We start from the raw sequence: 24,109 nt of genomic DNA on the forward strand, positions 1-24,109 counted from the left end.
CCGCGTTCCCCGTCATGAGCCGGCTGCTTCACCGGCACGGCGGGCGGTTCCCCGATGCCATGACCCGCGACCGCCTCTTCCACTGGTACGTCCGAAGCACGTTGCTTCGGGGCCCTCCTCATGTCCGTACACACCCCTCGGGGCGGCAGGTCTCAGACGGTCTTGACGACCTCGTCGAACGCCAGGCGCGGCAGACGCGGGAACCAGGCGTCCTCGCCGGGCTTGCCGATGTTGACGACCATCAGCACGTTGTGGTCGCCGTCGAGGAACTCCTTCTCGATGCCGGCGGCGTCGTAGCCCGTCATCGGGCCGGCGGCCAGGCCGGCGGCACGGACGCCGATGATGAAGTACGCGGCCTGCAGGGCGCCGTTCAGCGCGGCGGCCGACTCGCGGACCGGGCGCTCGGAGAAGAACGCGTCCTTGGCCTGCGGGAAGTGCGGCAGCAGCGCCGGGAGCTCCTCGTGGAACTCGTTGTCCGTCGCCAGGATCGCGACCAGCGGGGCGGTCGAGGTCTTCGGCTGGTTGCCTTCGGCCATGTGCGGGACCAGGCGGGCGCGGGCCTCGTCCGAACGGACCAGGACGACGCGCAGGGGCGACTGGTTGAACGCCGTCGGGCCGTACTTGACCAGGTCGTAGATCGCCTGGACCTGCTCGTCGGTCACCGGCTCGTCGGTGAAGGTGTTGGCGGTGCGGGCCTCACGGAAGAGGAGGTCCTGGGCGGCGGGGTCAAGGGCGAGGGACATCTGGCGTATTACCTTCCGGACGTACACGGGGGATCAAGCAACGTCGATCACCGTACGGGAGAGGTAGGTTAACTTTCAACTAAAACGGGAGGGGAGTGACCGACTCCACAACGCGAGGGTCCTGCGTCGTTCCTCCCGGCCGGTCGGCCCCTTCAGCCGGCGTCGGCCGCCGCGTCCCCCGCGTCGTGCCCGGGGTCGGCAGGCCCCGCCAGTGCCGCGTCCAGACGTGCACGCGCACCCTCCAGCCAGTGCCGGCACACCTTCGCCAGCTCCTCGCCGCGCTCCCACAGCGCGAGGGAGTCCTCCAGCGAGGTCCCGCCCGCCTCCAGCCGGCGCACCACCTCGATCAGCTCGTCGCGCGCCTGCTCATAACCGAGCGTGCCCGTGCCCGCGGCCGCTGTCGTCCCGTCGTCCGTCATGTGATCCACCCTATGCGTCGGCATGTCCGTCCATCCCGGCTCCGGCCGGCTGCCCCGGGGCCGGCTTACCGGCTCCAAGACGTCCTGCTCACTCGGCGACCCGCACCACGAACTCGCCCCCGGAGACCCGGGCCCGCAGCGCGTCCCCGGCGGCGCCCGCGTCGGCCGGGTCCCGGACCACGTGCCCGTCCGCCCGCTGGAGCACCGCGTAGCCACGCTCCAGCGTCGCCGCGGGCGACAGCGCGAGCACCCGGGCCCGGGTATGGGCCAGCTCCGAGTCCGCGCGGTCCAGCAGATGCCCCAGCACCCGCCGGCCGCGCCCGATCAGCGCGTCGACCTCCGACGCGCGCTCGTCCACCATCCGCTGCGGGTGCTCCATGGAGGGCCGCCCCAGCGCGTGCGCCAGGCCCCGCTCCTCCCGGTCGAGCAGCCCCCTTACCGTCCGCAGCGCCCGGTCCCGCAGCTGCTGCACCCGGTCCAGCTCCTCGCCCACATCGGGCACGACCTTCTTCGCGGCGTCCGTGGGCGTGGAGGCCCGCACGTCGGCGACGAGGTCGAGCAGGGGGGAGTCCGGTTCGTGCCCGATCGCCGAGACGACCGGCGTGCGGCAGGCGGCGACCGTACGGATCAGCTCCTCGTCCGAGAACGGCAGCAGGTCCTCCACGCTGCCCCCGCCGCGCGCCACGACGATCACGTCCACCTCGTCCACGGCGTCGAGCTCCTTGACCGCGCGGACCACCTGGTTCACCGCGTGCACACCCTGCACCGCGGTGTTGCGCACTTCGAAGCGGACGGCGGGCCACCGGCGGCGCGCGTTCTCCAGCACATCGCGCTCGGCCGCCGAAGCGCGCCCGCAGACCAGCCCGATCAGCTGGGGCAGGAAGGGCAGCGGCTTCTTGCGGTCGAGGGCGAACAGGCCCTCCGAGGCCAGGGACTTCTTGAGCTGCTCCAGCCGGACCAGCAGCTCACCGATGCCGACCGGCCGTATCTCCGTGGCCCGCAGCGAGAGCTGGCCCCGGGGCGCGTACCACTCGGGCTTCGCGAGGACGACGACCCGCGCGCCCTCCGTCACCACGTCCGCGATCCGGTCGAAGACCTGCCGGAAGCACGTCACGCTCACCGAGATGTCGTGCGAGGGGTCGCGCAGTGTCAGGAAGACCACTCCGGCACCCGGCCGCCGTGAGAGCTGGGTGATCTGCCCCTCGACCCAGACCGCGCCGAGCCGGTCGATCCAGCCGCCGATCAGCCGCGACACGTCACCGACGGGCAGCGGAGCGTCCGGGGAAGTTTGGAGAGCCATGCGAGCGAGCGTATCGGCCGGCGCCGACAACGGGACGGTCCCGCAGCGACCGTCACGCCCTCACGTGGCCATCCGGCGTCCCCGTTGCAGCGCCAGCACCACCAGCCCCACCGCCAGCCAGCACGCGCCGACCACCTGAGCACTCGACGTCGCCTCCACGATCACCGCGATCAGCACCCCGGCGCCCACCACCGGCATCAGGACGTGCCGCCACCAGCTCGGCGGCCCCTCCATCCGGCGCACCACGAACCAGCCGACCACCGACGCGTGGAGCAGGACGAACGCGGTGAGCGCCCCGATGTCCACCACCGACACCAGATGATCCAGACCGTCGTCCCGGCGCGCCGCCCACACCGCCGCGACCAGTGTCACGACCGCCGCGATCAGGATCGCGACCCTCGGCACCCCCGAGCTCGGATCGACCTTGGACAGCAGCGCGGGCAGCCTGCGCTCCCGGGCCATCGCGAACAGCAGCCGGCCCGCGGCCGCCTGCCCCGCCAGCGCCGCGAACGCCGCCCCGATCGCCTTGCTGACCGCCACCAGATCGTGCAGCCAGGTCCCGACCGCGGAGTCCACGGTGTCGTAGAACGCCGAGCCCTGCGCCACCGGATCGGCAGCCAGCTCCGCCGACGACATCGGCTCCAGCAACGCCGCCAGATACGCCTGTGCCACGAACAGCACCCCCGCCAGCACCAGACAGAACAGCACCGCCCGCGCCACCTTCGCCGAACCGCCCGTCACCTCCTCCGCGAACGAGGCGATGGCGTCGAAGCCCAGATACGAGAGCACCGCCACGGACACCGCGCCCAGGACCGCCGTCGCGGAGAAGCCAGAATCGCCGGTGAGCGGCGTCAGCCAGCCGCGCTGAGCCCCGTCCCGTACGAGCACCACCACCGCGGACACCAGGAACACCAGCAGCACCACGATCTCCATCGCGAGCACCGCGAAGCCGACCCGGGCCGCCGCCCGTACGCCCCAGAGGTTGAGGAGCGTCGTGAGGACCACCGCAAGCGCCGTCCACACCCAGCGCGAGACCTCGGGCACCAGCGAGTTCATCGCGATCCCGGAGAAGAGGTACGCGACCGCGGGGATCAGCAGGTAGTCCAGCATCGCCATCCACCCGGCGATGAACCCCGGTCCTTCGCCGAGCCCCTTGCGCGCGTACGCGAAGACCGACCCGGCCAGCGGGGCGACCCGCACCATCTGGGCGTAACTGAAGGCGGTGAACGCCATGACGACGGTCGCGGCGATGTACACCAGCGCCACGGCACCGTCGGATTTCGCGTCGAGAGTGCCGAAGACGCCGACGGGGGCCATCGGGGCGATGAAGAGCAGCCCGTAGACCACCAGGTCCCGGAAGCCGAGCGTCCGCCGCAGCCCCGCCCGGTCGGTGGTGCTGCCGGAATCCGTGCCGCTGCCGGCCATGAGCCCTCCGTCGGTCGCGTCGGTGATCGCGTGATGATCAGTCTCCCGACCCCGTCGTCCCCGCGCCTGTTCGGTACGGCCTTACGATGGGACGCATGACTGCTACGACACCCCGCCGCGTCCTGCTCGCCGCTCCCCGTGGCTACTGCGCGGGCGTGGACCGTGCCGTGATCGCCGTGGAGAAGGCCCTGGAGCAGTACGGCTCCCCGGTCTACGTACGCCACGAGATCGTCCACAACAAATACGTCGTGCAGACCCTGGAGAAGAAGGGCGCGATCTTCGTCGAGGAGACCGCGGAGGTCCCCGAGGGCTCGATCGTCATGTTCTCGGCACACGGCGTCGCGCCGACCGTGCACGAGGAGGCGGCCGAGCGGAAGCTCGCCACGATCGACGCGACCTGCCCCCTCGTCACCAAGGTCCACAAAGAGGCCGTCCGCTTCGCGCAGGACGACTTCGACATCCTCCTGATCGGCCACGAGGGCCACGAGGAGGTCATCGGCACCTCCGGCGAGGCCCCCGACCACATCACGCTGGTCGACGGACCCGAGGACGTCGCGAACGTCGAGGTGCGCGACCCCTCCCGGGTCGTATGGCTGTCCCAGACCACGCTCTCGGTCGACGAGACGATGGAGACCGTCGGGGCGCTCAAGGAGAAGTTCCCGCTCCTGATCTCGCCGCCCAGCGACGACATCTGCTACGCCACGCAGAACCGCCAGATCGCGGTGAAGCAGATGGGGGCGGACGCCGACCTGGTGATCGTCGTCGGCTCGAAGAACTCCTCGAACTCCGTCCGCCTGGTCGAGGTCGCCCTCGGCGCGGGCGCGGGCGCCTCGTACCTGGTCGACGCCGCCGACGAGATCGACGAGACCTGGCTGGAGGGCGTCTCCACGGTCGGGGTCACCTCCGGCGCGTCCGTGCCCGAGGTACTCGTCGACGGCGTCCTGGCCTGGCTGTCCGAGCGGAGCTTCGAGGACGTGGAGATCGTGAAGGCGGCCGAGGAGTCGATCGTCTTCTCCCTGCCGAAGGAGCTCCGCCGCGACCTGCGCGCGGAGGCGGCGGCGCTGTCGGCGGAGTAGCACCCGGGGCCATCGGTCCCCCGTTCCGTCTTCCTTCGGTTTTCCGTTCCGGGAAGTGAGCGGGGCCGGGTGCCCGTACCGTGGATCACATGGAGATCTTCGGCGTGGACATCGGCGGATCCGGGATCAAGGGTGCTCCCGTGGACCTGGACCGCGGAGACCTGGCGCAGGAGCGCCACAAAGTACTCACCCCGCACCCGGCCACCCCCGAGGACGTGGCCGGGTGCGTGGCAGAGGTGGTCGGCCACTTCGACTGGCAGGGGCCGGTGGGCATCACCTTCCCCGGTGTCGTCACCAGCGGTCTGACCCGGACCGCGGCCAACGTCGACAAGGGCTGGATCGACCTGGACGCCCGCACCCTGCTCGGCGACAAGCTCGGCCTCCCGGTCACCGTCCTGAACGACGCGGACGCGGCGGGCATCGCCGAGATGACCTTCGGCGCGGGCCGCGACCGCAAGGGCACGGTCATCGTGCTGACCCTCGGTACGGGCATCGGCAGCGCGCTCTTCATCGACGGCAGGCTCGTGCCCAACACCGAGCTCGGCCATCTGGAGCTGCACGGCCACGACGCGGAGAAGCACGCCTCCACCAAGGCCAAGGAGGACGAGGACCTGAGCTGGCACCACTGGGCGCACCGGGTGCAGAAGTACCTGGCCCATGTGGAGATGCTGTTCTCGCCCGAGCTTTTCATCATCGGCGGCGGAGTCAGCCGCAAGGCCGACAAGTTCCTGCCGCTCATCGAGCACGTACGGGCCGAGATGGTGCCCGCGGAGCTGCAGAACAACGCGGGCATCGTGGGCGCGGCGATGGCGGCGGCGGGCCGCTGAGCGCCCGGCGCCGCCCGTCGGCCTAACGGCGGGAGGGGCGCCGCGGAGTCCGTCCGGCGGGCCGGGCCGCGGGCGAGGGGTGTCCGGCCGGCCGCGCGGTCTGCGCGGCCAGCAGCATCCGCCGCTGCCGGGCCCGCATCAGGCGGACCTTGCGCACGGTCGCGATGAGTCCGGCGATGAGCGTGCCGCCGTACAGCCAGCCGGCATGGACGGCGAGGGCGGTGACGACGGCCATGGTCTGCCCGCCGAAGCCGCCCGTGCCGCCGGAGATCGGGATGATGCCGACGGCGAACGCGATCGGCACACTGATCGGCGCGGTCACCAGGTCGGCGGGGCGCACCCAGAGCGCGGCCAGCGCGCTGACCGGCAGGAACAGCACACCGAACACGGCGGACGAGCCGTCGAACAGCAGCCAGTCCGCGCAGCCGACGACGAACATGACGGCGGCGGCGAAGAGGCCGGCGCCGATGCCGGTCAGCCGGGGATTGGGCAGCCGCCGCAGGGCGAGCACGGCGGGCGCCACCGGGCGGGCCCGGTCCGCCGGCGCACTCACGCGATAGACGGCCGCGCCGTCGCCGACGGACGCCTCGGCGCCGGTGGCTTCCTTGGTCCCGAGCGGGGACAGCGGGGTTGGCCGGGTCTGCCTGCGCTGCGGGGGACGTGTCCTGTGCTGCTCCACCGGGACAACGTAGGTCGCCGGGCGGGCGGAAGCGGGTGCGGGACACGCGCTTTGGGCGACCTGGGCGATGAGTTCGATGCCACACGGCCCAACGGGAACCGATTCGGCACGCATTCCGCACGGGTCCGGCACGGATGCGGCACGCTTCCGGTGGAGGGACGGGTACTGGTCGGGACCCGTGCACCCGCCGCCGCCGGCAGCGGGACGGGCCGGTCGCGCCCGTGACCGTCCACCCTTCCCGCTCGGCGGGACCCGTGACCGTCCCCCGCCCCGCGGGACCTGGGGCCGGCCGACCGCCCCGCCCCGCCCCTCGGGACCCGTGGCCGGCCGACCGCCCCGCCCCGCCCCTCGGGACCCGTGACCGGCCACCCGCCCCCGCCCGTAAACTGGAGAATCGGCCCACCCGGGCCCGACGTCCATTCGAGCCCGTCCACCCCCTAGGGAAGTCGCCACCGTGTCGCTCACGATCGGAATCGTCGGTCTGCCGAATGTCGGCAAGTCGACCCTTTTCAACGCCCTGACCAAGAACGACGTGCTGGCGGCCAACTACCCGTTCGCCACGATCGAGCCGAACGTCGGTGTCGTCGGGGTTCCCGACCCGCGGCTGAACACCCTCGCGAAGATCTTCAGCTCCCAGAAGCTGCTCCCGGCTACGGTCGACTTCGTCGACATCGCGGGCATCGTGCGCGGCGCGAGCGAGGGCGAGGGCCTGGGCAACAAGTTCCTCGCGAACATCCGCGAGTCTGACGCGATCTGCCAGGTCATCCGCGCCTTCAAGGACGAGAACGTCGTCCACGTCGACGGCAAGGTCTCGCCCAAGGACGACATCGAGACGATCAACACCGAGCTGATCCTCGCCGACCTCCAGTCCGTCGAGAAGGCCGTCCCCCGCCTCACCAAGGAGGCCCGTCTCCAGAAGGAGAAGGTCGCCGTCCTGGCCGCGGTCGAGGAGGCCCAGAAGATCCTGGAGGCGGGCGACACCCTCTTCCACGCGGGCATCACCGCCGGCACCGAGAAGGGCCGCCTCCTCCACGAGCTGCACCTCCTCACCACCAAGCCCTTCCTCTACGTCTTCAACGTCGACGAGGACGAGCTGGTCGACGAGGACTTCAAGAACGAGCAGCGCGCTCTGGTCGCCCCCGCCGAGGCCATCTTCCTGAACGCCAAGATCGAGTCCGAGCTGATCGAGCTCGACGACGACGAGGCCCTCGAACTGCTCCAGTCGATGGGCCAGGAGGAGCCCGGCCTCGCCACCCTCGGCCGCGTCGGCTTCGACACCCTGGGCCTGCAGACCTACCTCACGGCAGGCCCGAAGGAAACCCGCGCCTGGACGATCAAGAAGGGCGCCACGGCCCCTGAGGCGGCCGGTGTGATCCACACCGACTTCCAGAAGGGCTTCATCAAGGCGGAGATCATCTCCTTCGACGACCTGGTCGAGACGGGCTCGGTCGCCGAGGCCCGCGCCAAGGGCAAGGCGCGCATGGAGGGCAAGGACTACGTCATGCAGGACGGGGACGTGGTGGAGTTCCGCTTCAACGTGTGATCAGTCCGTTGCTCCACGCCAAGTGACTCGTCAAGCGAGCGGGTCAGAAGGGGTCGACTCCTCCGGGAGTCGGCCCTTTGTGGTTTCCCGTGCCGGGATGATGCTGGGGCAACTGACGCCCCATCACCCGTCGATATCCCTGCCGACCCCCCCTGTGCTGGCTCCAGGCCCCTCTCGATCTCCCCTCCTGTTGCGTTTACGTGCGGCATGCCTGAGCGGCTGGCGGGGAGTGAGATTCGATCTACGTAATGATCCAGCCAATCGGCTCCGACCCTCTGGTGCGAGGACCGGAGGGTGCGGCCTCAGCCTCCCTGTGGCGGTTCCAGCCGTCCCAGCCATGCCGTCAGCAGGGGCTCCAGCGCCGCCGTCTCGTCTGCGGTCAGAGTGTCGAGGAGGCGGCGTTCGTTGCGCATGTGCTCCGTGAAGGCCCGGTCGATCAGGTCGAGGCCGGCCTGGGTGAGGGCGACCACGCGGGCGCGGCCGTCGTCGGCCGCTCGGCGGCGGGTGACCAGGCCCGTGCGTTCCAGGCGGTCGATGCGTTTGGTCATCGCGCCGGTCGTGACCATCGTGTGCGTGGCCAGTTCGCCCGGCGCGCGCTCGAACGGCTCCCCGGCCCGGCGCAGTGCGGCCAGTACGTCGAACTCGCCCTCGCTCAGGCCGAACCGGCGGTAGACCACGCAGAGTTCCTCCGTGAGGAGCCCGGCCAGCCGGTGCAGGCGGCCGATCACGGCCTGGGGGCTCACGTCGAGATCCGGGCGCTCGCGTGTCCATTCGGCCTGGATGCGGGCCACGTGGTCGAGAGGGTGGGGGGTGCTGGTATCCGGCATGACTCACAGTGTAGCTTCCTGGGAAGGTATATTGGCTTCCATGGAAGCTACTTTGCGATGGGTGCTCATCACGGCGATCGCTCCGGTGGCCTGGGGCACGAACTACTACGTGACCCACGCCTACCTGCCCGCCGAGACCCCGCTGTACGGTGCCGCCATCAGGGCCCTGCCCGCCGGGCTGCTGCTCCTGGCCGTACGGCGCCAACGGCCCCGCGGCTCCTGGTGGTGGAAGGCCGCCGTGCTCGGCGTCCTCAACATGGGCGGTTTCTTCGCCCTCGTCTACGTCGCCGCGCAACTGCTCCCGACCAGCACCGCCTCGACGATCATGGCCGCCTCACCGGTGGCCATGATGCTGATCGCCTGGGCGCTCGTGGCCGAACGGCCGGGTGCGCTGCCGCTGCTGGGGGCCGCCGCCGGGATCGGCGGGGTGTGCCTCATGCTGCTGAACGGGACCGCCTCGGCCGACATCCGCGGGGTGCTGGCCTCGGTCACGGCACTGCTCATGTCCTCCCTCGGATACGTGCTCACCAAGCGCTGGGGAGCGGGCACCGATGTCCTCGCCTCGACCTCCTGGCAGCTGACAGCCGGCGGCGTCCTGCTGCTGCCGCTCGCCGCGGCCGTGGAAGGCGCCCCGCCCGCCCTCGACCTGCCGGCCGTCCTCGGATTCGCTTACGTCACCGTGGTGGCGACCGCCCTCGCCTTCGCCGCCTGGTTCGCGGGCCTGCGCCACCTGCCGGCCGCGACCGTGGGGCTGGTGGGGCTCCTCAACCCGGTGACCGGAGTGCTGCTCGGCACCGTCATCGCCGGGGAGTCGCTCACCCTCCGGCAGATCTGCGGGCTCGTCCTCGTGCTGGGCGGGATCCTGCTCGGCCGGCCGGGGGCGGGCCGGAGGCCGGCCGGGATCCTCCGCACCCGCCCCAGTCCTGCTCCGTGAGGTCCGGAGCGACGGCCTCGACCTGCCCCGCCTGCCGTCCGGGCGCCGGGCGGACACCCGCCTGCCCGGCCCTCTCGACGTACTTCCGGACAGCCGCACCACTCGGCACCGGCTGAGCCTCGGGCCCCATCGCCCGCGCGCACCCTATGGCTGCGTGACCGTCAGTTCCCGTACGCCCGTCGGCTCGGCCGCGTCCGTCGAACGGACGGTCAGCCGCACCTCGCGGGCCACCGCCCCCGACCGGTACGGCTGCCAGTTCCTGCCGTCGGCCGAGGTCTCCAGGAGGTGCGAGGCGGGGGGCACGTCCGTCCACCGGGGCGCGATGCCGGTCACCGGGGCCGCCCGCCCCAGGTCCACCGTCAGCGCGCCCGTCTCCCCGTCGGGCGACCAGGCCGTCGCCGCACTGCCGTCCACTGCCGCGACCGCGTACAGGCCCGGCGTCTCGGACGTCGCCGTCACCGGGCGGCAGCGGGCCGCGTCGGTGGTCCGCGTCAGGTCCGGGCGGCGCGTGGGGAGGGTGAGGGTGGTGGACAGGGAGCGTCGGCCGGACGGGGTGTGAACGGTGAAGGGGGCGCCCGAGGTGAGGCGGACCTCCGTCGTCCGGGGACCGATCGCGATGTCGTACGTACGCCCCTGGTAGCGCAGGCCCGTCAGCCTCACGCCGTCGCTCAGCTGAGGCGGCAGCACCGGGTCAAGCCGCACCCCGTCCTCCCGCAGGCGCAGACCCGTCAGCCCGTGGGTGAACACCTGGAGGAAGCCGCCCTTCCCGGTGAGGAAGTCCTCGGCGGGAAAGCCGGACAACGGGTCCTGCGCGCCCGCCTTCGCGCCCCGCGCCTCGCTGAAGAGCGCGTAGGGGCCCCGGATGAAGGGGCGCACCGCGCGCTGGAGGTAGGTGTACGTGGCGCATCCCGGCTCCCCGATCGCCGCCGCGTCGATCGCGTGCACCGAGTCCGTCATCGCCGGGCCGTCCGGATCGGTGTGCGCCGCGTAGTAGTCGAGCGTCGAGGCCGCCGCACCCGGCTCCATCGGCCACTCCAGGGGGTAGATCAGCAGGACCGTGTCGGCCTGCTTGATCGTCGAACCGTCGTAACCCGCGTACTGGAGGTAGAGCTTGCGGTCCGCGTCGTACGGGATCCGCAGTCCGTCCGCGACCGCGGTCCACTCCGCGGGAGCCGGGTGCCCGAGGAGCTGCGCCGCGCGGGTGGCGTTGCGCAGGGCGGTGGCCGCGACGGCGTTGGTGAACACCCCGTCCGTGACGCCGTTGCTGTACTCGTCCGGGCCGGCCACCTCCTTCACGGAGTAGCTGCCGTCGTCGTTCGCGGTGGCGCGCGAGGCCCAGAACTCGGCGATGCCCTGGAGCATCTGCCAGCCGTGACCGGCCAGCCAGTCGCGGTCGCCGGTGGCCAGGTAGTACTGCCAGACGGCCAGCGACACGTCGCCCTGGAGGTGGTTCTGGGTCACGCAGTGCGGCGGGTTCCAGCTCTGGCACTCGGACCAGAGGTTGCCCCTGCTCGCGCTCGTCCACGGGTAGAACAGCCCCTTGAACCCGAGCTTCTCGGCGTTCGTACGCGCTTCGTCACGGGTCCGGTAGCGGTACTCGACCACCGGACGGGCCAGTTCGGGGCGGGTGGCCAGCAGTCCCGGGTACATCCAGGTCTCCGCGTCCCAGAACACCATGCCCGCGTAGTTGTCGCTGGTCAGCCCGGCCGGGGCGATGCTGTCCCGGGAACCGGCGCGGGTGGAGGCGAGGAGCCCGTACTGGGCGGAGCGCAGCCACTTCTGCAGATCGGGACTGCCCGGCACGGACACGTCGGCGGACCAGTCGCGGCGCCAGACGGCGGCGTTCTCGGCGAGGACGCCGGCCCAGCCGCGCCGCGCCGCACGCCGGGACGCCTCGCGCGCGGTGGTGCGCGGAGCGCGTGAGGTGAGCGCGGTGTCCACCCCGACGTACTTCTCGAACGTGTACGTACGCCCGGAACTCACCCGGGAAGCCAGCCCGTTCGTGCCGGCCGGGCGCACCGTCTGGACGATCGCGCCCGCCGTGCCCGTGCCCCGGGTGCGGAACGTTCCGTCGTCCTCCAGGTCGATCCGGCGTGCGCCGCGCGGATCGAGCCGCCCGCTCACCGTGGCCGTCCCGGTCCAGTGCGGGGTCATCCGCAGCCGGACGGCGCCGGTGTGCACGTCGGAGCGGTCGGTCAGCACCTCGTACGTCAGGTCGGTCGCGCGGCCGTCGGCCGTGGTCCAGCGCAACGACGTGCGCACCAGCCCGCAGCGCAGGAACACCGTCTGGCGGTAGTGGGAGATCCGGGCCGCCGGAGTGGCGGAGCCGTACGTCTCCCCGCCCACACGCACACCGAGGCCGGTCCAGCTCGGCAGCGCGGCAACCACTTCGCGGCCGGCCGCCAGGTCTTCCTCGCGGCCGAAGAGTCCGGAGACGAACGCGCCGCCGTAGCGCGGGGTGAACAGCGGCCAGCCGGTCTTCTCGTCGCGTTCGGCGTACCCGGCACCCGCCGCCGGCACGCGGTGCCCCAGATACCCGTTGCCCACGTACGGGTCGTAGCCGGCGGCCTCGCCGTAGGCGGTGGACGTCGGGGCCCAGGCGGGGTCCGTGTCACGGCCGCAGGCCACGCCGGGAGCGGCGGGCGACGAGGGGACGGTGGCCGACGCGACGGGCGGCAGGGGCGCGATCAGGGCGCAGGCGAGGAGGGACGTGAGGAGAGAGGTACGCGAAAGGCTCACGGTACGAACGTAGGGAAGCGGGCGCGGTGCGACGGGGCACGGCGCGCGGGTGAACGGCTGACGCGCGGAGCGCGGACGCTCAGGCCGCGAGCCCCGTCTTGAGGCCCGCTCCGCACAGGGGTACGACGACGCTGCGGTCCGTCCAGCCGCCCACCGCCGCCCAGCAGGCCACGCCCGTCGTCTCCACGTAGAAGCCGCGGGCGGCCAGATCCCTCTGGGCCGTGCGGATCTGATCCTCGGTCACGGTCAGGAAGGTGCCGCCCGACTCCCGTACCGCCGCCAGGATCGCCCGGGCGCGCGGGGGGCGTGGGATGGCGATGCCCTCGGCCAGGGTGGGGGAGGCCGGGGCACCGGCCGGGGCGTCGACGAGGTCGTCCGCCCCCGCGTGGAAGGCCGCGGCCAGCGGGGACACGGCCTCTGCCTGGACGGCGATCAGCGCGGGGCGGGTGTCGATCAGCCCCTGGGCGAGGAGTTCCGCGATGGCCAGGGCGGCGCCGAGGAGGAGCGTGCCGTTGCCGACGGGTACGGCGACGGCGTCGGGGAGGCGGCCGCCCAGGTCCTCCCAGAGTTCGTACACGTACGTCTTCGTGCCGTGCAGGAAGTACGGGTTGAAGACGTGCGAGGCGTAGAAGGTGCCCGGCTCGTCGGCGGCGGCGCGGGCCGCCAGCGCGGTCGCCTCGCGGTCCCCGGGGACGACCTCCAGCCGGGCTCCGTGGGCCCTGATCTGCTCGGTCTTCTTCGGCGACGTTCCCTCGGGGACGTACACCGTGCACGGCAGTGCGGCGCGGGCGCAGTACGCGGCGACGGCCGTGCCCGCGTTGCCGCTGCTGTCCGCGACGACGCGCTCGGGGGCCAGACGGCGGGCCAGCTCGGCCAGCATCACGGCGCCGCGGTCCTTGAAGGAGAGCGTCGGCATCAGGAAGTCGAGTTTGGCCGAGACCGTGCCGGTGAGCGGCACGAGCGGGGTGCGGCCCTCGCCGAGGGTGGTCGCGGGTGAGGAGAGCGGCAGGACCTCCTCGTAACGCCACAGGGAGTTGACCCGGCCGGCCAGATCACCGGGGCGCAATGGGCCCGCACTCTCGAAGTCCAGGTCCCACGGTCCGCGGCAGACCGGGCAGCACCAGGTGAGCGAGGTGACGTCGGCACGGGTGCCGTCCTGCGGGCAGCGGTAGGTGGGGGCCATGGCGGCCAGCATGCCAGCCGCGAGGGCGGGGCGGGGTCCGGGGTGGCCGCGACGGCGCAGCCACCCCGGAAGGAGGTCCTACCGCCGGGAGAGTCCGCGGTCGACGGCGGTCATCAGCTCGCCGTCCTCCGTGTCCCCGTCCAGCGACCAGAACATCGCGCCGCCGAGCCGGTGGTCGCGGATGTACGCGGTCTTGGTGCGCAGCACCTGCGGGTCGTCGTACGTCCACAGCGTGGTGCCGTCGAACAGCCAGGCGCTGCCGTCACGGGCGTTGCGGTGGACCTTGTACGTACCGGATTCGGCCAGCTTCCTGAGGGCCTTGTAGTCCTCGTAACCGGCCGCCCAGGTGGCGGGGGCGGGCGCCGCGGCGGGCTGGCCGAGGCCGTCGCCGCCACCGGTCACACCGGTCCAGCCCTGGCCGTAGAACGGCATCCCCATCACGAGCTTGCGGGCGGGGGCGCCGCGCTTGAGCCAGTCGCGCACGGTCTGGTCGACGCTGAAGTCGCCCTTCGCGTACAGCGCGGACTGCTGGGCGGTGGTCTTCTCGCCGGAGACGTGGAAGTCGTAGCCCTGGAGGTTCACGAAGTCGAAGTCCCGCATGATGCGCGGGACGTCGAAGCCGGCGTCGATCTTCTCGGGGGCCGTGGGTACGAACGCCGAGAGGTCGTAGTGCCGGGGCTTCGATCCGTGGTGGCCGCCGTCGCGCGAGGCGGCGCTGCTCTTCGCGTACGCGTCGAGCTGGGTACGGAACTCGTGGACCAGCGCCGTGAAGTTCCGCTTGTCCTCGGGGCGGTACACCGTGTCGGAGTCACCGGCGGATCCCGGCCACTCCCAGTCGATGTCCACGCCGTCGAAGAGGCCGGCCGCCGCGCCCTCGCCGCCGCGCGTCCCGTCCACCGGCAGATTGCCCTTGATGTACAGGTCGATGCACGACGAGACGAAGGCCTTGCGGGAGGCCGCGGTGCGGGCCGCGTCCGAGAAGTGCGTGGACCAGCTCCAGCCGCCGAGCGAGATCATCACCTTGAGGCCGGGGTGCTTGGCCTTGAGCTCGCGCAGCTGGTTGAAGTTGCCCGCGAGGGCCTGGTCGTCGGTGTCGGCGACGCCGTCCACCGAGCCCGCGGCGTCCAGCGGACGGACGTAGTCGGCCCAGGCGTCGGCTTCTCCGGGCACGTTGCCGGTGAAGCACTTGCCGTCGGCGCTGACGTTGCCGAACGAGTAGTTGATGTGGGTGAGCTTGGCCGCCGTGCCGCTCGTCTCCAGGTCCTTGACCTGGAAGTCGCGTCCGTAGACGCCCCATTGGGTGAAGTAGCCGACGCGCTTGTAGGCGGGCGCGCCTGCGTGGCTGCCACCGCCGTGGTCCTTGCCGTGGCCCCCGGAGGCGTTCGCGGCGGGGGCGAGGGTGGCGGCCAGCGAGAAGGCGCAGGCGGCAATGGCCAGTCCGGACAGGGTTCTTCGACGCATGAGGCCCGTTCCTGTGCGTGTGCGGAGGCATGTGCTGAGACATGTGCGGGAAGTGCGTGGCCGTGCTGTGTGGAGAGGAAACTATTGGTCTGGACCAAACGAGGTCAAGGGGTGGGGCGCACCGGAACGGCCGAAGATGTCGCAGTGCCCGGCGCGGGTATGCGCACGTCCGCGGCGAATCATCACTTCGAGTGAAACTCTGGCCTGTGCTTGCGGTCGGGAACCGACGGTTGCGACGCTGTTGCAGTCTGTCAACCTCTTGGGGAGTGGCCTGTGACTTTCGGTGAGCAGCCCGCCTATCTGCGCGTTGCGAGCGATCTGAGGGAGAAGATCGCCAACGGTTCGCTGCCGCCGCATACGCGTCTGCCGTCGCAGGCGCGTATCCGCGAGGAGTACGGGGTCTCGGACACCGTCGCGCTCGAAGCGCGCAAGGTGCTGATGGCCGAGGGCCTGGTCGAGGGGCGTTCCGGCTCCGGCACGTATGTGCGTGAGCGCCCGGTCCCGCGCCGGATCGCCCGTTCCGGCTTCCGCTCGGAGGCCGGGGCCAGCCCGTTCCGGCAGGAGCAGACGGCGGAGGGTGCCCGGGGGACCTGGGAGTCCCGGAGCGAGCAGGAGGGCGCGAGCCCGGAGGTCGCCGAGCGGCTCGGGATCGAGCCGGGCGACCGGGTGATGCGGACGCGCTACGTGTTCCGGGACGGCGGCGAGCCGATGATGCTCTCCACCTCCTGGGAGACCCTCGCGGTCACGGGGCGCACGCCGGTGATGCTGCCGGAGGAGGGCCCGTTGGGCGGCTGTGGGGTGGTCGAGCGGATGGCCGCGATCGATGTCGTCGTGGACAACGTGGCCGAACAGGTCGGCGCGCGCCCGGGGCTGGCGGAGGAGCTCCTGGCGCTCGGCGGGGTGCCGGGTCACGTGGTGATGGTGATCGAGCGGACGTACTACGCGTCGGGCCGCCCGGTCGAGACCGCCGACGTGGTGGTGCCGGCCGATCGCTACCGGGTCGCCTACCACCTTCCGGTCCGGTGAGCGACGCCGTGTAACGGCTTGTCATGTCCCGTTGCCCGGCGCCTGTCCGGTGCTGCGAGGGGGCTGCGGGACACCGGGGGGCGCATCCATGAGGATGCGCCCCCCGGTGCGTTGGTCCACTCCTGGCCGGATCGGTATCTCTTTGTGCAATTACGCATGCGTTGAGTAAAGGTCAGGCGTAGGCTCGGGCATATGCGTACTGCGGTTTCCTGGGGATCCTTAGAGACGTGCACGCCGTTCAGGGGAGGGGCGCAATGCTCGGGAGGGGCACGATGAGCGACAGCGGTGCCGTGCTCCCTTGGCTGGTGATACGGCAGGACGACAACGGCAACCGCTACCGCGTGGGCAGGTATGCCACGCAGGACGAGGCGCAGCGGACCGCCGACAAGCTCCAGGACCGCGGGCACGAGCAGCTCTACTGGGTCGAGCGCACAGGGCAGACCGCGCGCCCCTAGGGGGCCTGCGATCCGTTCGCCCCCGCGGCCGCGGCGCGGCTGTTGCGGCACTTTCCGGGCGTCGGTGACGGGGCGTTACGCTCCGAACCATGACTGATCGCGTGGTGGTGGCCGGAGCCGTCTATGACCGGGGGCGGCTGCTGGCCGCGCGCCGCAGCGCCCCGCCCGAGCTGGCCGGACGCTGGGAACTGCCCGGCGGCAAGGTGGAGCCGGGGGAGAGCGGCGAGCAGGCGCTCGTGCGTGAGCTCCGTGAGGAGCTGGGCATCGAGGTGGAGCCGCTGGAGCGGGTCCCCGGTGAGTGGCCGCTCAAGCCCGGCTATGTACTCCGTGTGTGGACGGCCCGCCTGGTGTCCGGTGTGCCCGCGCCGCTCCAGGACCACGACGAGCTGCGCTGGCTCGGACCGGGCGAGAGCGGCACGGTGGACTGGCTGGAGCAGGACCTGCCCGCCGTGGCCGAAGCCGTACGCCGGCAGCCCGGCGGCGCACACCGCTGAGTGGAGCGCCCGGCCCCGGGCCCGTGCGCCCCCTCCCTCCGCGCACAGCCGTTCGTGCGCGCGCTGCTACACCCGTACGCCCCACGTGTCGACACCGGCGGTATTTCGTCCTGAATTTCGGGTATGTGGTGTTTAGCCCCCGCACGCAGGGCATCCCCCGTCGCTGGCCCTGGGAAGTGATCGGCGTGATCGATACCGAAGGCGACAGCGCCGAGTGGAGCTTTCCGGCTGTTCCCGGCGCTGTGCGCACGGCGCGGCACGCCGTCCACGAGGCGCTGAGCTGCTGGGGGCTCGACGCGGCCGTGGGTGATGTGGCGGTTCTGCTGGTCAGTGAGCTGGTGACCAACTCGATGCGGTACACGGCGGGCCCCATCGGAGTGCGGCTGGTGCGCCCCCGGCCCGACGGGGAAGGTCCCGCGGCACACCCCGGCCTCATCGTGGAAGTCTCCGATCCGGTTCCGGATCCGCCCACCGAACGTACGGCTGGACCCGACGACGAGGGCGGCAGGGGCTTGCAGCTCGTCGCCTGTTCGGCCAGGCGATGGGGGACGCGGCGCGGAAAGAACGGCAAGACGGTGTGGTTCGAGCTGGCCCTGCCTGGTTAGGAGTGAGGTGGGACAAAAAACGATCACGGAAGACAGGTCGGAATCGGCCGGTCAGAATCTGGCCGAAACGGACTGAGACCGTGCTGTGATCGTGAACGCCGTGTCGGTCGGGGCCGTAGTGCTGAATACTGCGGGCAGGACCGGTCCGGTGTGTGAGCTGGAGGGGACGGTCGCGTGAGCGAAATACCTGGGACAGCGGGCGACGTCGTGTGGCAGAGCAGTCCGCCTGGCTCGATCTACGACTACATCAGGGTCGCCTCCTTCTCGATCGGCCCCGATGGCCTGATCGAGCAGTGGAGCCGCCGGGCCGCCGGCCTCTTCGGCGTTGCCGCTCACGAGGCCATGGGCAGGGACCCGGTGGAGGCCTTCATGCCCGCCGAGCTGCGCCGGGACGGCCACCGCCGGATCGGCGAGGTGCTCGACGGCAAGGAGTGGACAGGCCTCGTCCCCTTCCGGATGCCGGGCGAGGACGCCGTGCACGGGCTCGCCGAGATCTATGTGATGCCGAGCGAGACGGCCACCGGTGAACGGGCCGCGGTCTGCATCGTGGTGGACGTCCGCGCCCTGCGCCTCATCGAGACGGACCTCGCCGCCTCGCAGGCGATTTTCGGCCAATCCCCGTTCGGCTTCGTACTGTTCGGCACCGACCTCACCGTGGTGCGGGCCAACCAGCGTTTCGCCACGGTCTTCGGCGGCCGGGCCGACGACCACCGCGGCCGCACGGTCCACGACTACCTCGCGGGCGCGGAGGCGGACCGGCTGACGGCCACGCTCGAACGCGTCCTGGCCACGGGCGACTCCGTCACCGACCTTCAGCTCGTCGGCACCGCCCCCGGCGACACCGAGCGCCGCCACTGGTCGATGAACCTCTACCGGGTGCACAGCGGCTCGGGCCGCCCCATCGGCATCGCCGGACTGGCCACCGATGTGACCCGGCGACACATCGCCGCCCGGGAAGCGGCCAGCGCCCGGCGCAACCTCGCCCTCCTCAACGAGGCGAGCGCCCGCATCGGCAACTCCCTCGACCTCGAGACGACGGCCCGCGAACTCCTCGACGTCGCCGTACCCGGCTTCTGCGACCTCGCGTCCGTCGACCTCTACCAGGCCCTGCTCACCGGCGAGGAGACGGCGCCCGGCAGCGTCGGCTCCCTGCGCGGGGAGGCGGTCGGCGGCTCCGCCGGACTGCGCCGCGTCGCGTTCGCCAGCGCGGTGTCGGACGCGGTGCCCGGCATCCCGGACCCCGCGACCGACGGCGGCCCCCGTACGACCGACGACGCGCCCGCCCTCGGCGCCGTGCACCACTACTCCTTCGGCTCGCCCTGCGCCATCGCCCTGCGCACCGGCCACGTGGAGGACGTGCCGGGGGACGACCGCGGCTTCGTCCAGTCCACGCTCGCCGTGCCGCTGGTCGCCCACGACACCGTGGTCGGCCTCGTGCAGTTCTCCCGTACGAAGGGCAGCGAACCCTTCGGTGAGCGGGACCGCGCCCTGGCGACCGAACTCGCCGCACGCGCCGCCGTCTGCATCGACAACGCCCGCCTCTACCGCCGCGAGCACGAGCGCGCGCTGATACTCCAGCGCAGCCTCCTGCCGCCCGGCGACCCCGAGGCCGCCGGCCTCGACATCGCCTGCCGCTACCTGCCCGGCAACACGGCGACCGAGGTGGGCGGCGACTGGTTCGACGTGATCGAACTCCCCGGCCATCGCACCGCCCTCGTCGTCGGCGACGTGATGGGGCGCGGACTGCGCGCAGCCGTGGCGATGGGGGAACTGCGCACCGCCGTGCGGACCCTGGCCCTCCTCGACCTGGAACCCGCCGAGGTGCTCTCCGCGCTCGACGAGGTCGCCCGGGGCCTCGGCACCCCCGGCGCGGGCACCTCGTCCGATGCGGGCGGCGGCGCCCAGTGGCCTTCGCGGGCCGCCCACAAGTCACGCGAGGCGGACCTCTCCGAGGTCTATCTGGCGACCTGCGTCTACGCCGTCTACGACCCCGTCACGCGCCGCTGCACCTTCGCCAACGCAGGCCACCTCCCCCCCGTCGTCGTCGAGCCCGGCGAAGCGGCACTGCTCCTCGACGTCCCGCCCGGCATGCCGCTCGGCGTCGGCGGCGAACCCTTCGAAGAGGTCGAGGTGGAGCTCAAGGAGGGCGCCCTCCTCGCCCTGTACACCGACGGACTCGTCGAGTCCCGCGACCATCCCCTGGACGAGGGCCTCGAAGCGTTGCGCCAGGCCCTCGTCGAACCTGCCCGGCCCCTCGAGGACGTCTGCGACCACGTTCTGAGCTCGCTCGACACCCGGCACGGCGAGGACGACATCGCGCTGCTGATGGCCCGCATCCAGGGGCTGCCGGCCGACGCCGTCGGGGACTGGCGGCTGCCCCGCGAGCCCCGCTCGGTCGGCCGCGCCCGCGAACTGGCCCGCGGACGGCTGATCGCCTGGGACCTCGACGACCTGGTGGACACCACCGAACTGCTGGTCAGCGAACTGGTCACCAACGCCCTGCGATACGGCGAGGGCGAGATCCGGCTCAGACTGCTACGTGACCGCACCCTCGTGTGCGAGGTGTGGGACGCGGGCCTCGTCCAGCCGCGGCGCCGGCGCGCACGCGACACGGACGAGGGCGGCCGCGGACTCCAGCTCGTCGGGCTGCTGAGCGCGGCCTGGGGGTCGCGCCGGACACCGCGCGGCAAGACCGTCTGGTTCGAACTCCCGTTGCCCGACGGCGGACCGGCCGTCGAGCGCACGGTGGAGGAACTGCTCAGCATGTTCTGACCCGGGCCCGGTGGCGAGGGACTTACGAGGCGGTCTTCAGGGCGGCGAGGCGCGCCTCCACCTCGGCGCTGTTGCCCAGCGTGTCCAACTGCTCGAACTGGGCGTCCAGCGACGACGCGGCGAGCTCCTGCTTGCCCAGCGCCTTCGCCTCCTCGCGCCGCACCTTGTCCTCGAACCGGCTGATCTCGCTGGTCGGGTCCAGGACGTCGATGCTCTTGACGGAGTCCATCATCTGGTTCTGGGCCTGGGCCGACTTGGCACGGGCGACCAGTTCGTCACGCTTGGACTTCAGCTCCGTCAGCTTCGCCTTCATCTGGTCCAGGCCCAGTTTCAGCTTGTCCACCACCTCGGTCTGGGCGGCGATGGTGGGCTCGGCGGTCGTCGCCTCCTTCTCCGACTGGAGCTGGCGGCCGAGCGCGACCTTGGCCAGGTTGTCGAACTTGTCGGCGTCCGGGCCCGACCCGCCCGCCCGCAGCTCGTCGGCCTTGCGGCTGGCGGCGAGTGCCTTCTCGCCCCACTCCCTGGCCGCCGCGACGTCCTCGCGGTGGTCCTGCTCCATGAGCCGCAGATTGCCGATGGTCGCGGCCACGGCCTGTTCGGCCTCCGAGATGTTGGACGTGTAGTCGCGGATCAGCTGGTCCAGCATCTTCTGCGGGTCCTCGGCCTGGTCGAGCAGAGCGTTGATGTTGGCCTTCGCCAGCTGGGTGACGCGTCCGAGAATGGTCTGCTTGGTCATGGCACCTCTCCTGTGTGTCCGGTCCTGCTGAGCTACGGGGCATGTACGTGTACGGCTGTGGGCCTCGCTCAGAAACGGCCACCACCACCGCGCCGGCCGCGGGTGCCCCCACCGCCGAAGCTGCCCGGCCCGCCGCCCTCGCCGAACCCGCCGCCGAACCCGCCACCCCCGAAGCCGCCCCCTCGACCGCCTCCGCCGCCCAGGAGCCCGCCGAGGATGATCCCGCCGAGCACCGCGCCGCCCACGCCCCCGCCGCCCCCCGGCACCCCGCCGCCCGGGCCGCCCCGGCCCCCGTACGCGCGCACGTCCTGTTCCGCGAGGCCCAGAGCCTCCCCGGCCATGGCCTCCGCCCGCTGCGCCTCGGCCAGCGCGGCCTGCGGATCGTCCGTCCCGGCCAGCTCGCGGGCCTGTTCCAGCCGCCGCTGGGCCTCCGCCAGCCGGGTCCGGGCCTGGCTGCCGACCGCACCGCGGTTCGTGGTGACGTAGTCGGCGGCGGCACCGATGGCCGACCGCGCGGTGAGCATCGTCCTGTCGAGCAGGGACCGGGCCCGCCGGTTGCCCTGCTCCTGCTCGCGCGCACCGGCCAAGGCCTCGTCCAGCACGGCGTCCGCCTCCTCCACGCGGCGCAGGGCGTCGATCGGGTCGTACGCACCCGCGTCCAGCTCCTCCCGCACAGCACGGGCCACCGACTCCGCACGCGCGATCCGGCCGCGGAGGTCCGCGGTGGACACGCCCTCCCCGGTGCCCTCCAGCAGCCCTCCCGCGTCCGCCAGGTCCGTCTCTGTCTCCGTGAGCGCGGCCGGCAGCCTGGCCGCCGCCTCCTCCAGTTCCCGCGCGCGCCGGTCGACGGCGTCGGCGAGGGTGGCCGCCTGGCCGACCGCCCCCTCGGTGGCCCGTACGTACACCGCCGCCGCGGCGTGGTCGCCGCTGTCGACCGCCTGCCGCGCCTGGTTGAGCGACGACGTCGCGAAGAGGAGCCGGTCCTTGGCCTGTTCGATGTCGCCCGCCACGGGGGCCGACGCGGACTCCGCGTAGCGGCCGCGCAAGGTGGTGAGCGTGGCCTCGGCGGCGGAGACCCGGCCGGCGAGGGAGCGGAACGCGGTCTCGGCCGCGGTCAGTGCCTGTGGGGCGTCACGTTCCAGTTCCCGCAGCCGGTCGAAGTCCTCGGAGACGTCGTCCAGCCGGGCGTTGGCGTCCGCGCAGCGGCTGAGGATCTCGTCCAGCATCCGCCGGCGCGTGGCATCGTCCTCGGGAAAGGCGTCGTCGAGCTGCTGACGCAACCGGAACGCCGCGGTCAGCTCGCCCTTGGCGTGGGTGACCGCCTCGGTGAACGGCGCGGCGGCTTCCTCGCCGAACTGGGCGGTGGCGAATCCCAGTTCCTCCTCGCTCGTGCGGACGGCGTCGTCCGTGCCGACGAGCGTCTCCTTGGCCCGGGCGTCCAGTTCGGGGAGCGGGGTGGGGGGCCGGGGTTCGTCCCGCCCGCCTCCGGCCGGTCCCCAGCCCGTCGCACCGGGCGTCGTACGGGTGGTGGCGCGCCGCTTGCGGCGGGTGAACGCGTACGCCGCTACCGCTGCGGCGCCGCCGACGAGCACGATCGGCAGCACCAGGTCGCCGGTGCTCGTCCCGCCGGAGCTCCCCGTGCCGGGGTCGTCCGGGCCGGGGGTGATCGTCGGGGTCGGGACGGGCGAGCCGGCCAGGACGGCGGAGTACCCGTCGGCGGCCCCGATCGCGGCACCTGCCCAGTCGTTCTCCTTGAGCGCCGGCTCGATGGCGGTGCTCGCCACGTCCTGGAGCTGCGCGTCGGTGAGGCGGGAGGCCTGGTCGACGGAGTACGCGTACTGCCGGTCGTGGGTGGCGACGGCCAGCAGCACGTCGTCGAGGCCGAGCCCGTTGCGGTCGGCCGTCTCGTCGGCCCAGTCCTGTGCGGACCGCCCGGAGAAGTCACGGACGTAGGCCACGAAGAGCTGGACACGGCGCTGGTCGTAGAGCCGGTCGAGCGCGGTGACCACCTGGGCCCTGCGGTCCCCGAGCGCGCCCACCTTGTCGGTGATCTGTCCGTCGCGGGACAGCGTGATCGGCCCGTCGGCGCGAGCGGCCGGCGCGGGGCAGAGGGCCAGCCAGCACACCGTCAACAGCACAGCGAGCAGGGCCCGGCCCGGTATGAGGATCCGGGTTCGGCTCACAGGCGGCATCACGTTCGTGAGGCTATGTCCGCCCCAGGTGCCCCGCGACCCGACGAGGAACGGCACCGCACGTCACGGCGGATCCACCTCCCCGTCGTACAGGCGCATCCGCCACCAGGCCCGGCTCCGCCACGGATCCGATGCGGAGTGCGGGGAGGGGAGGGTGCGACGCAGCAGTCTGCGGTCCAGTCGGGTGACGAGGCGGGACAGCTCGGCCCGGGGCCGGGCCGGCAGCAGGGCGAGAACCTCCGCCAGCGCGTCCCGTACGTGGGTCACGTCGTCGAGCGAGCAGCCGGGACAGGAGCACCGGGCGAGGCTCGGCCAGAGGATGCGCCCGGGACGGGCGAGGAAGAGCCGGTAGCGGAGCAGGGCGGCCGAGGTGACACCCGGGTAGACCTCGTAGTCCTCGTGCGCGTACTCCACGCGCCGGATGGCGGCGCTCGTCGCGAGCGAGAGCGAGCTGATCCTTCCCGGCTCGCACAGCCATACGGGCGTGCGGTCAGGGGCGGCGCGCAGCGCGCCGGGCCGCTTACGCGGCATGGGCCTTTCGGCAGGGGGACATCATGCCGGTCATACTGCCACGGCACACCGGGAATCGAGGGCCACGGACGTGCGGACGCGGACAGGCGCCGGGAGCGGTGCCGCGCCTCCGGCGCCGTTTCGGGTGCGACTGCCGGCACGG

Annotated in this window: 21 protein-coding genes; 9 read left to right on the forward strand and 12 right to left on the reverse strand. The window is 72.2% G+C overall.

All coding sequences use genetic code 11. From position 1 onward, the window contains the following. Positions 1–152: 152 nt before the first annotated feature. The 4 genes from ABZ434_RS27645 to ABZ434_RS27660 form a co-directional block, all read right to left on the reverse strand. Positions 153–743, reverse strand: a complete 591-nt coding sequence (locus ABZ434_RS27645) for a malonic semialdehyde reductase (RefSeq protein WP_359142268.1) — start codon at positions 741–743, stop codon at positions 153–155. 152 nt (positions 744–895) lie between these two features. Further along, entirely contained in the window at positions 896–1,162 is a 267-nt protein-coding gene (locus ABZ434_RS27650; RefSeq protein WP_359142270.1) for an exodeoxyribonuclease VII small subunit, read from the reverse strand. Positions 1,163–1,250: 88 nt separating this feature from the next. Continuing rightward, complete coding sequence (gene xseA, locus ABZ434_RS27655; protein WP_359142272.1) at positions 1,251–2,462, reverse strand: exodeoxyribonuclease VII large subunit; 1,212 nt, start codon at positions 2,460–2,462, stop codon at positions 1,251–1,253. A 60-nt stretch (positions 2,463–2,522) separates the two neighbouring features. After that, positions 2,523–3,887, reverse strand: coding sequence for an APC family permease (locus ABZ434_RS27660; protein ID WP_359142274.1), 1,365 nt, complete (start codon positions 3,885–3,887; stop codon positions 2,523–2,525). A gap of 86 nt (positions 3,888–3,973) precedes the next feature. Between ABZ434_RS27660 and ABZ434_RS27665 the strand changes: the two genes are divergently transcribed. Next, a complete protein-coding gene (locus ABZ434_RS27665) occupies positions 3,974–4,963 on the forward strand; it encodes a 4-hydroxy-3-methylbut-2-enyl diphosphate reductase (RefSeq protein ID WP_359142276.1) in 990 nt (329 codons plus the stop codon). An 89-nt stretch (positions 4,964–5,052) separates the two neighbouring features. Continuing rightward, positions 5,053–5,790 (forward strand): polyphosphate--glucose phosphotransferase, encoded by a 738-nt coding sequence (gene ppgK / locus ABZ434_RS27670; protein ID WP_359142278.1) that lies wholly within the window; start codon positions 5,053–5,055, stop codon positions 5,788–5,790. A 22-nt stretch (positions 5,791–5,812) separates the two neighbouring features. On the opposite strand, the gene ABZ434_RS27675 is transcribed toward ppgK, so the two are convergent. Beyond that, positions 5,813–6,343, reverse strand: a complete 531-nt coding sequence (locus ABZ434_RS27675) for a DUF6542 domain-containing protein (RefSeq protein ID WP_359142383.1) — start codon at positions 6,341–6,343, stop codon at positions 5,813–5,815. Positions 6,344–6,923: 580 nt separating this feature from the next. Between ABZ434_RS27675 and ychF the strand changes: the two genes are divergently transcribed. Further along, entirely contained in the window at positions 6,924–8,012 is a 1,089-nt protein-coding gene (gene ychF / locus ABZ434_RS27680; protein WP_359142280.1) for a redox-regulated ATPase YchF, read from the forward strand. Between the two features lie 302 nt (positions 8,013–8,314). Here ychF and ABZ434_RS27685 read toward each other — a convergent pair whose 3' ends face one another. Then, positions 8,315–8,839 (reverse strand): MarR family transcriptional regulator, encoded by a 525-nt coding sequence (locus tag ABZ434_RS27685; protein ID WP_359142282.1) that lies wholly within the window; start codon positions 8,837–8,839, stop codon positions 8,315–8,317. Between the two features lie 40 nt (positions 8,840–8,879). On the opposite strand from ABZ434_RS27685, the gene ABZ434_RS27690 reads away from it, so the two are divergent. Then, positions 8,880–9,773, forward strand: coding sequence for an EamA family transporter (locus ABZ434_RS27690; protein WP_359142284.1), 894 nt, complete (start codon positions 8,880–8,882; stop codon positions 9,771–9,773). 144 nt (positions 9,774–9,917) lie between these two features. On the opposite strand, the gene ABZ434_RS27695 is transcribed toward ABZ434_RS27690, so the two are convergent. The 3 genes from ABZ434_RS27695 to ABZ434_RS27705 form a co-directional block, all read right to left on the reverse strand. After that, positions 9,918–12,512: a glycosyl hydrolase family 65 protein gene (locus ABZ434_RS27695; RefSeq protein ID WP_359142286.1), complete on the reverse strand. Its 2,595-nt coding sequence runs from the start codon at positions 12,510–12,512 to the stop codon at positions 9,918–9,920. Between the two features lie 79 nt (positions 12,513–12,591). Further along, positions 12,592–13,707 carry a pyridoxal-phosphate dependent enzyme gene (locus ABZ434_RS27700; RefSeq protein ID WP_359142287.1) on the reverse strand — a complete coding sequence of 372 codons (1,116 nt, stop codon included), beginning with the start codon at positions 13,705–13,707 and terminating at the stop codon, positions 12,592–12,594. 66 nt (positions 13,708–13,773) lie between these two features. Continuing rightward, positions 13,774–15,156, reverse strand: a complete 1,383-nt coding sequence (locus tag ABZ434_RS27705) for a glycoside hydrolase family 18 protein (RefSeq protein ID WP_359142289.1) — start codon at positions 15,154–15,156, stop codon at positions 13,774–13,776. Between the two features lie 273 nt (positions 15,157–15,429). Between ABZ434_RS27705 and ABZ434_RS27710 the strand changes: the two genes are divergently transcribed. The 5 genes from ABZ434_RS27710 to ABZ434_RS27730 all read left to right on the forward strand — a co-directional run bounded on the left by ABZ434_RS27710 (position 15,430) and on the right by ABZ434_RS27730 (position 20,508). Next, on the forward strand, positions 15,430–16,182 hold the full coding sequence (locus ABZ434_RS27710; protein WP_148020513.1) for a GntR family transcriptional regulator: 753 nt from the start codon (positions 15,430–15,432) through the stop codon (positions 16,180–16,182). Positions 16,183–16,454: 272 nt separating this feature from the next. Continuing rightward, positions 16,455–16,637, forward strand: coding sequence for an SPOR domain-containing protein (locus tag ABZ434_RS27715; protein ID WP_359142292.1), 183 nt, complete (start codon positions 16,455–16,457; stop codon positions 16,635–16,637). Positions 16,638–16,726: 89 nt separating this feature from the next. Then, a complete protein-coding gene (locus ABZ434_RS27720) occupies positions 16,727–17,131 on the forward strand; it encodes a (deoxy)nucleoside triphosphate pyrophosphohydrolase (protein ID WP_359142294.1) in 405 nt (134 codons plus the stop codon). Between the two features lie 176 nt (positions 17,132–17,307). Next, on the forward strand, positions 17,308–17,736 hold the full coding sequence (locus ABZ434_RS27725) for an ATP-binding protein (RefSeq protein WP_359142385.1): 429 nt from the start codon (positions 17,308–17,310) through the stop codon (positions 17,734–17,736). A 207-nt stretch (positions 17,737–17,943) separates the two neighbouring features. Further along, on the forward strand, positions 17,944–20,508 hold the full coding sequence (locus ABZ434_RS27730) for a SpoIIE family protein phosphatase (protein ID WP_359142387.1): 2,565 nt from the start codon (positions 17,944–17,946) through the stop codon (positions 20,506–20,508). Positions 20,509–20,530: 22 nt separating this feature from the next. Here ABZ434_RS27730 and ABZ434_RS27735 read toward each other — a convergent pair whose 3' ends face one another. From ABZ434_RS27735 to ABZ434_RS27745, 3 genes are all read right to left on the reverse strand, one after another. Next, a complete protein-coding gene (locus tag ABZ434_RS27735) occupies positions 20,531–21,244 on the reverse strand; it encodes a PspA/IM30 family protein (protein ID WP_359142296.1) in 714 nt (237 codons plus the stop codon). 68 nt (positions 21,245–21,312) lie between these two features. Continuing rightward, complete coding sequence (locus ABZ434_RS27740) at positions 21,313–23,436, reverse strand: TPM domain-containing protein (RefSeq protein ID WP_359142389.1); 2,124 nt, start codon at positions 23,434–23,436, stop codon at positions 21,313–21,315. A gap of 63 nt (positions 23,437–23,499) precedes the next feature. After that, the gene (locus ABZ434_RS27745; protein WP_359142298.1) at positions 23,500–23,967 is read right to left on the reverse strand and encodes a hypothetical protein; all 468 of its coding nucleotides are present in this window, start codon (positions 23,965–23,967) and stop codon (positions 23,500–23,502) included. Between the last annotated feature and the right edge of the window lie 142 nt (positions 23,968–24,109).

It is taken from the genome of Streptomyces sp. NPDC005761, from assembly GCF_040630635.1.
Lineage (GTDB): Bacteria > Actinomycetota > Actinomycetes > Streptomycetales > Streptomycetaceae > Streptomyces.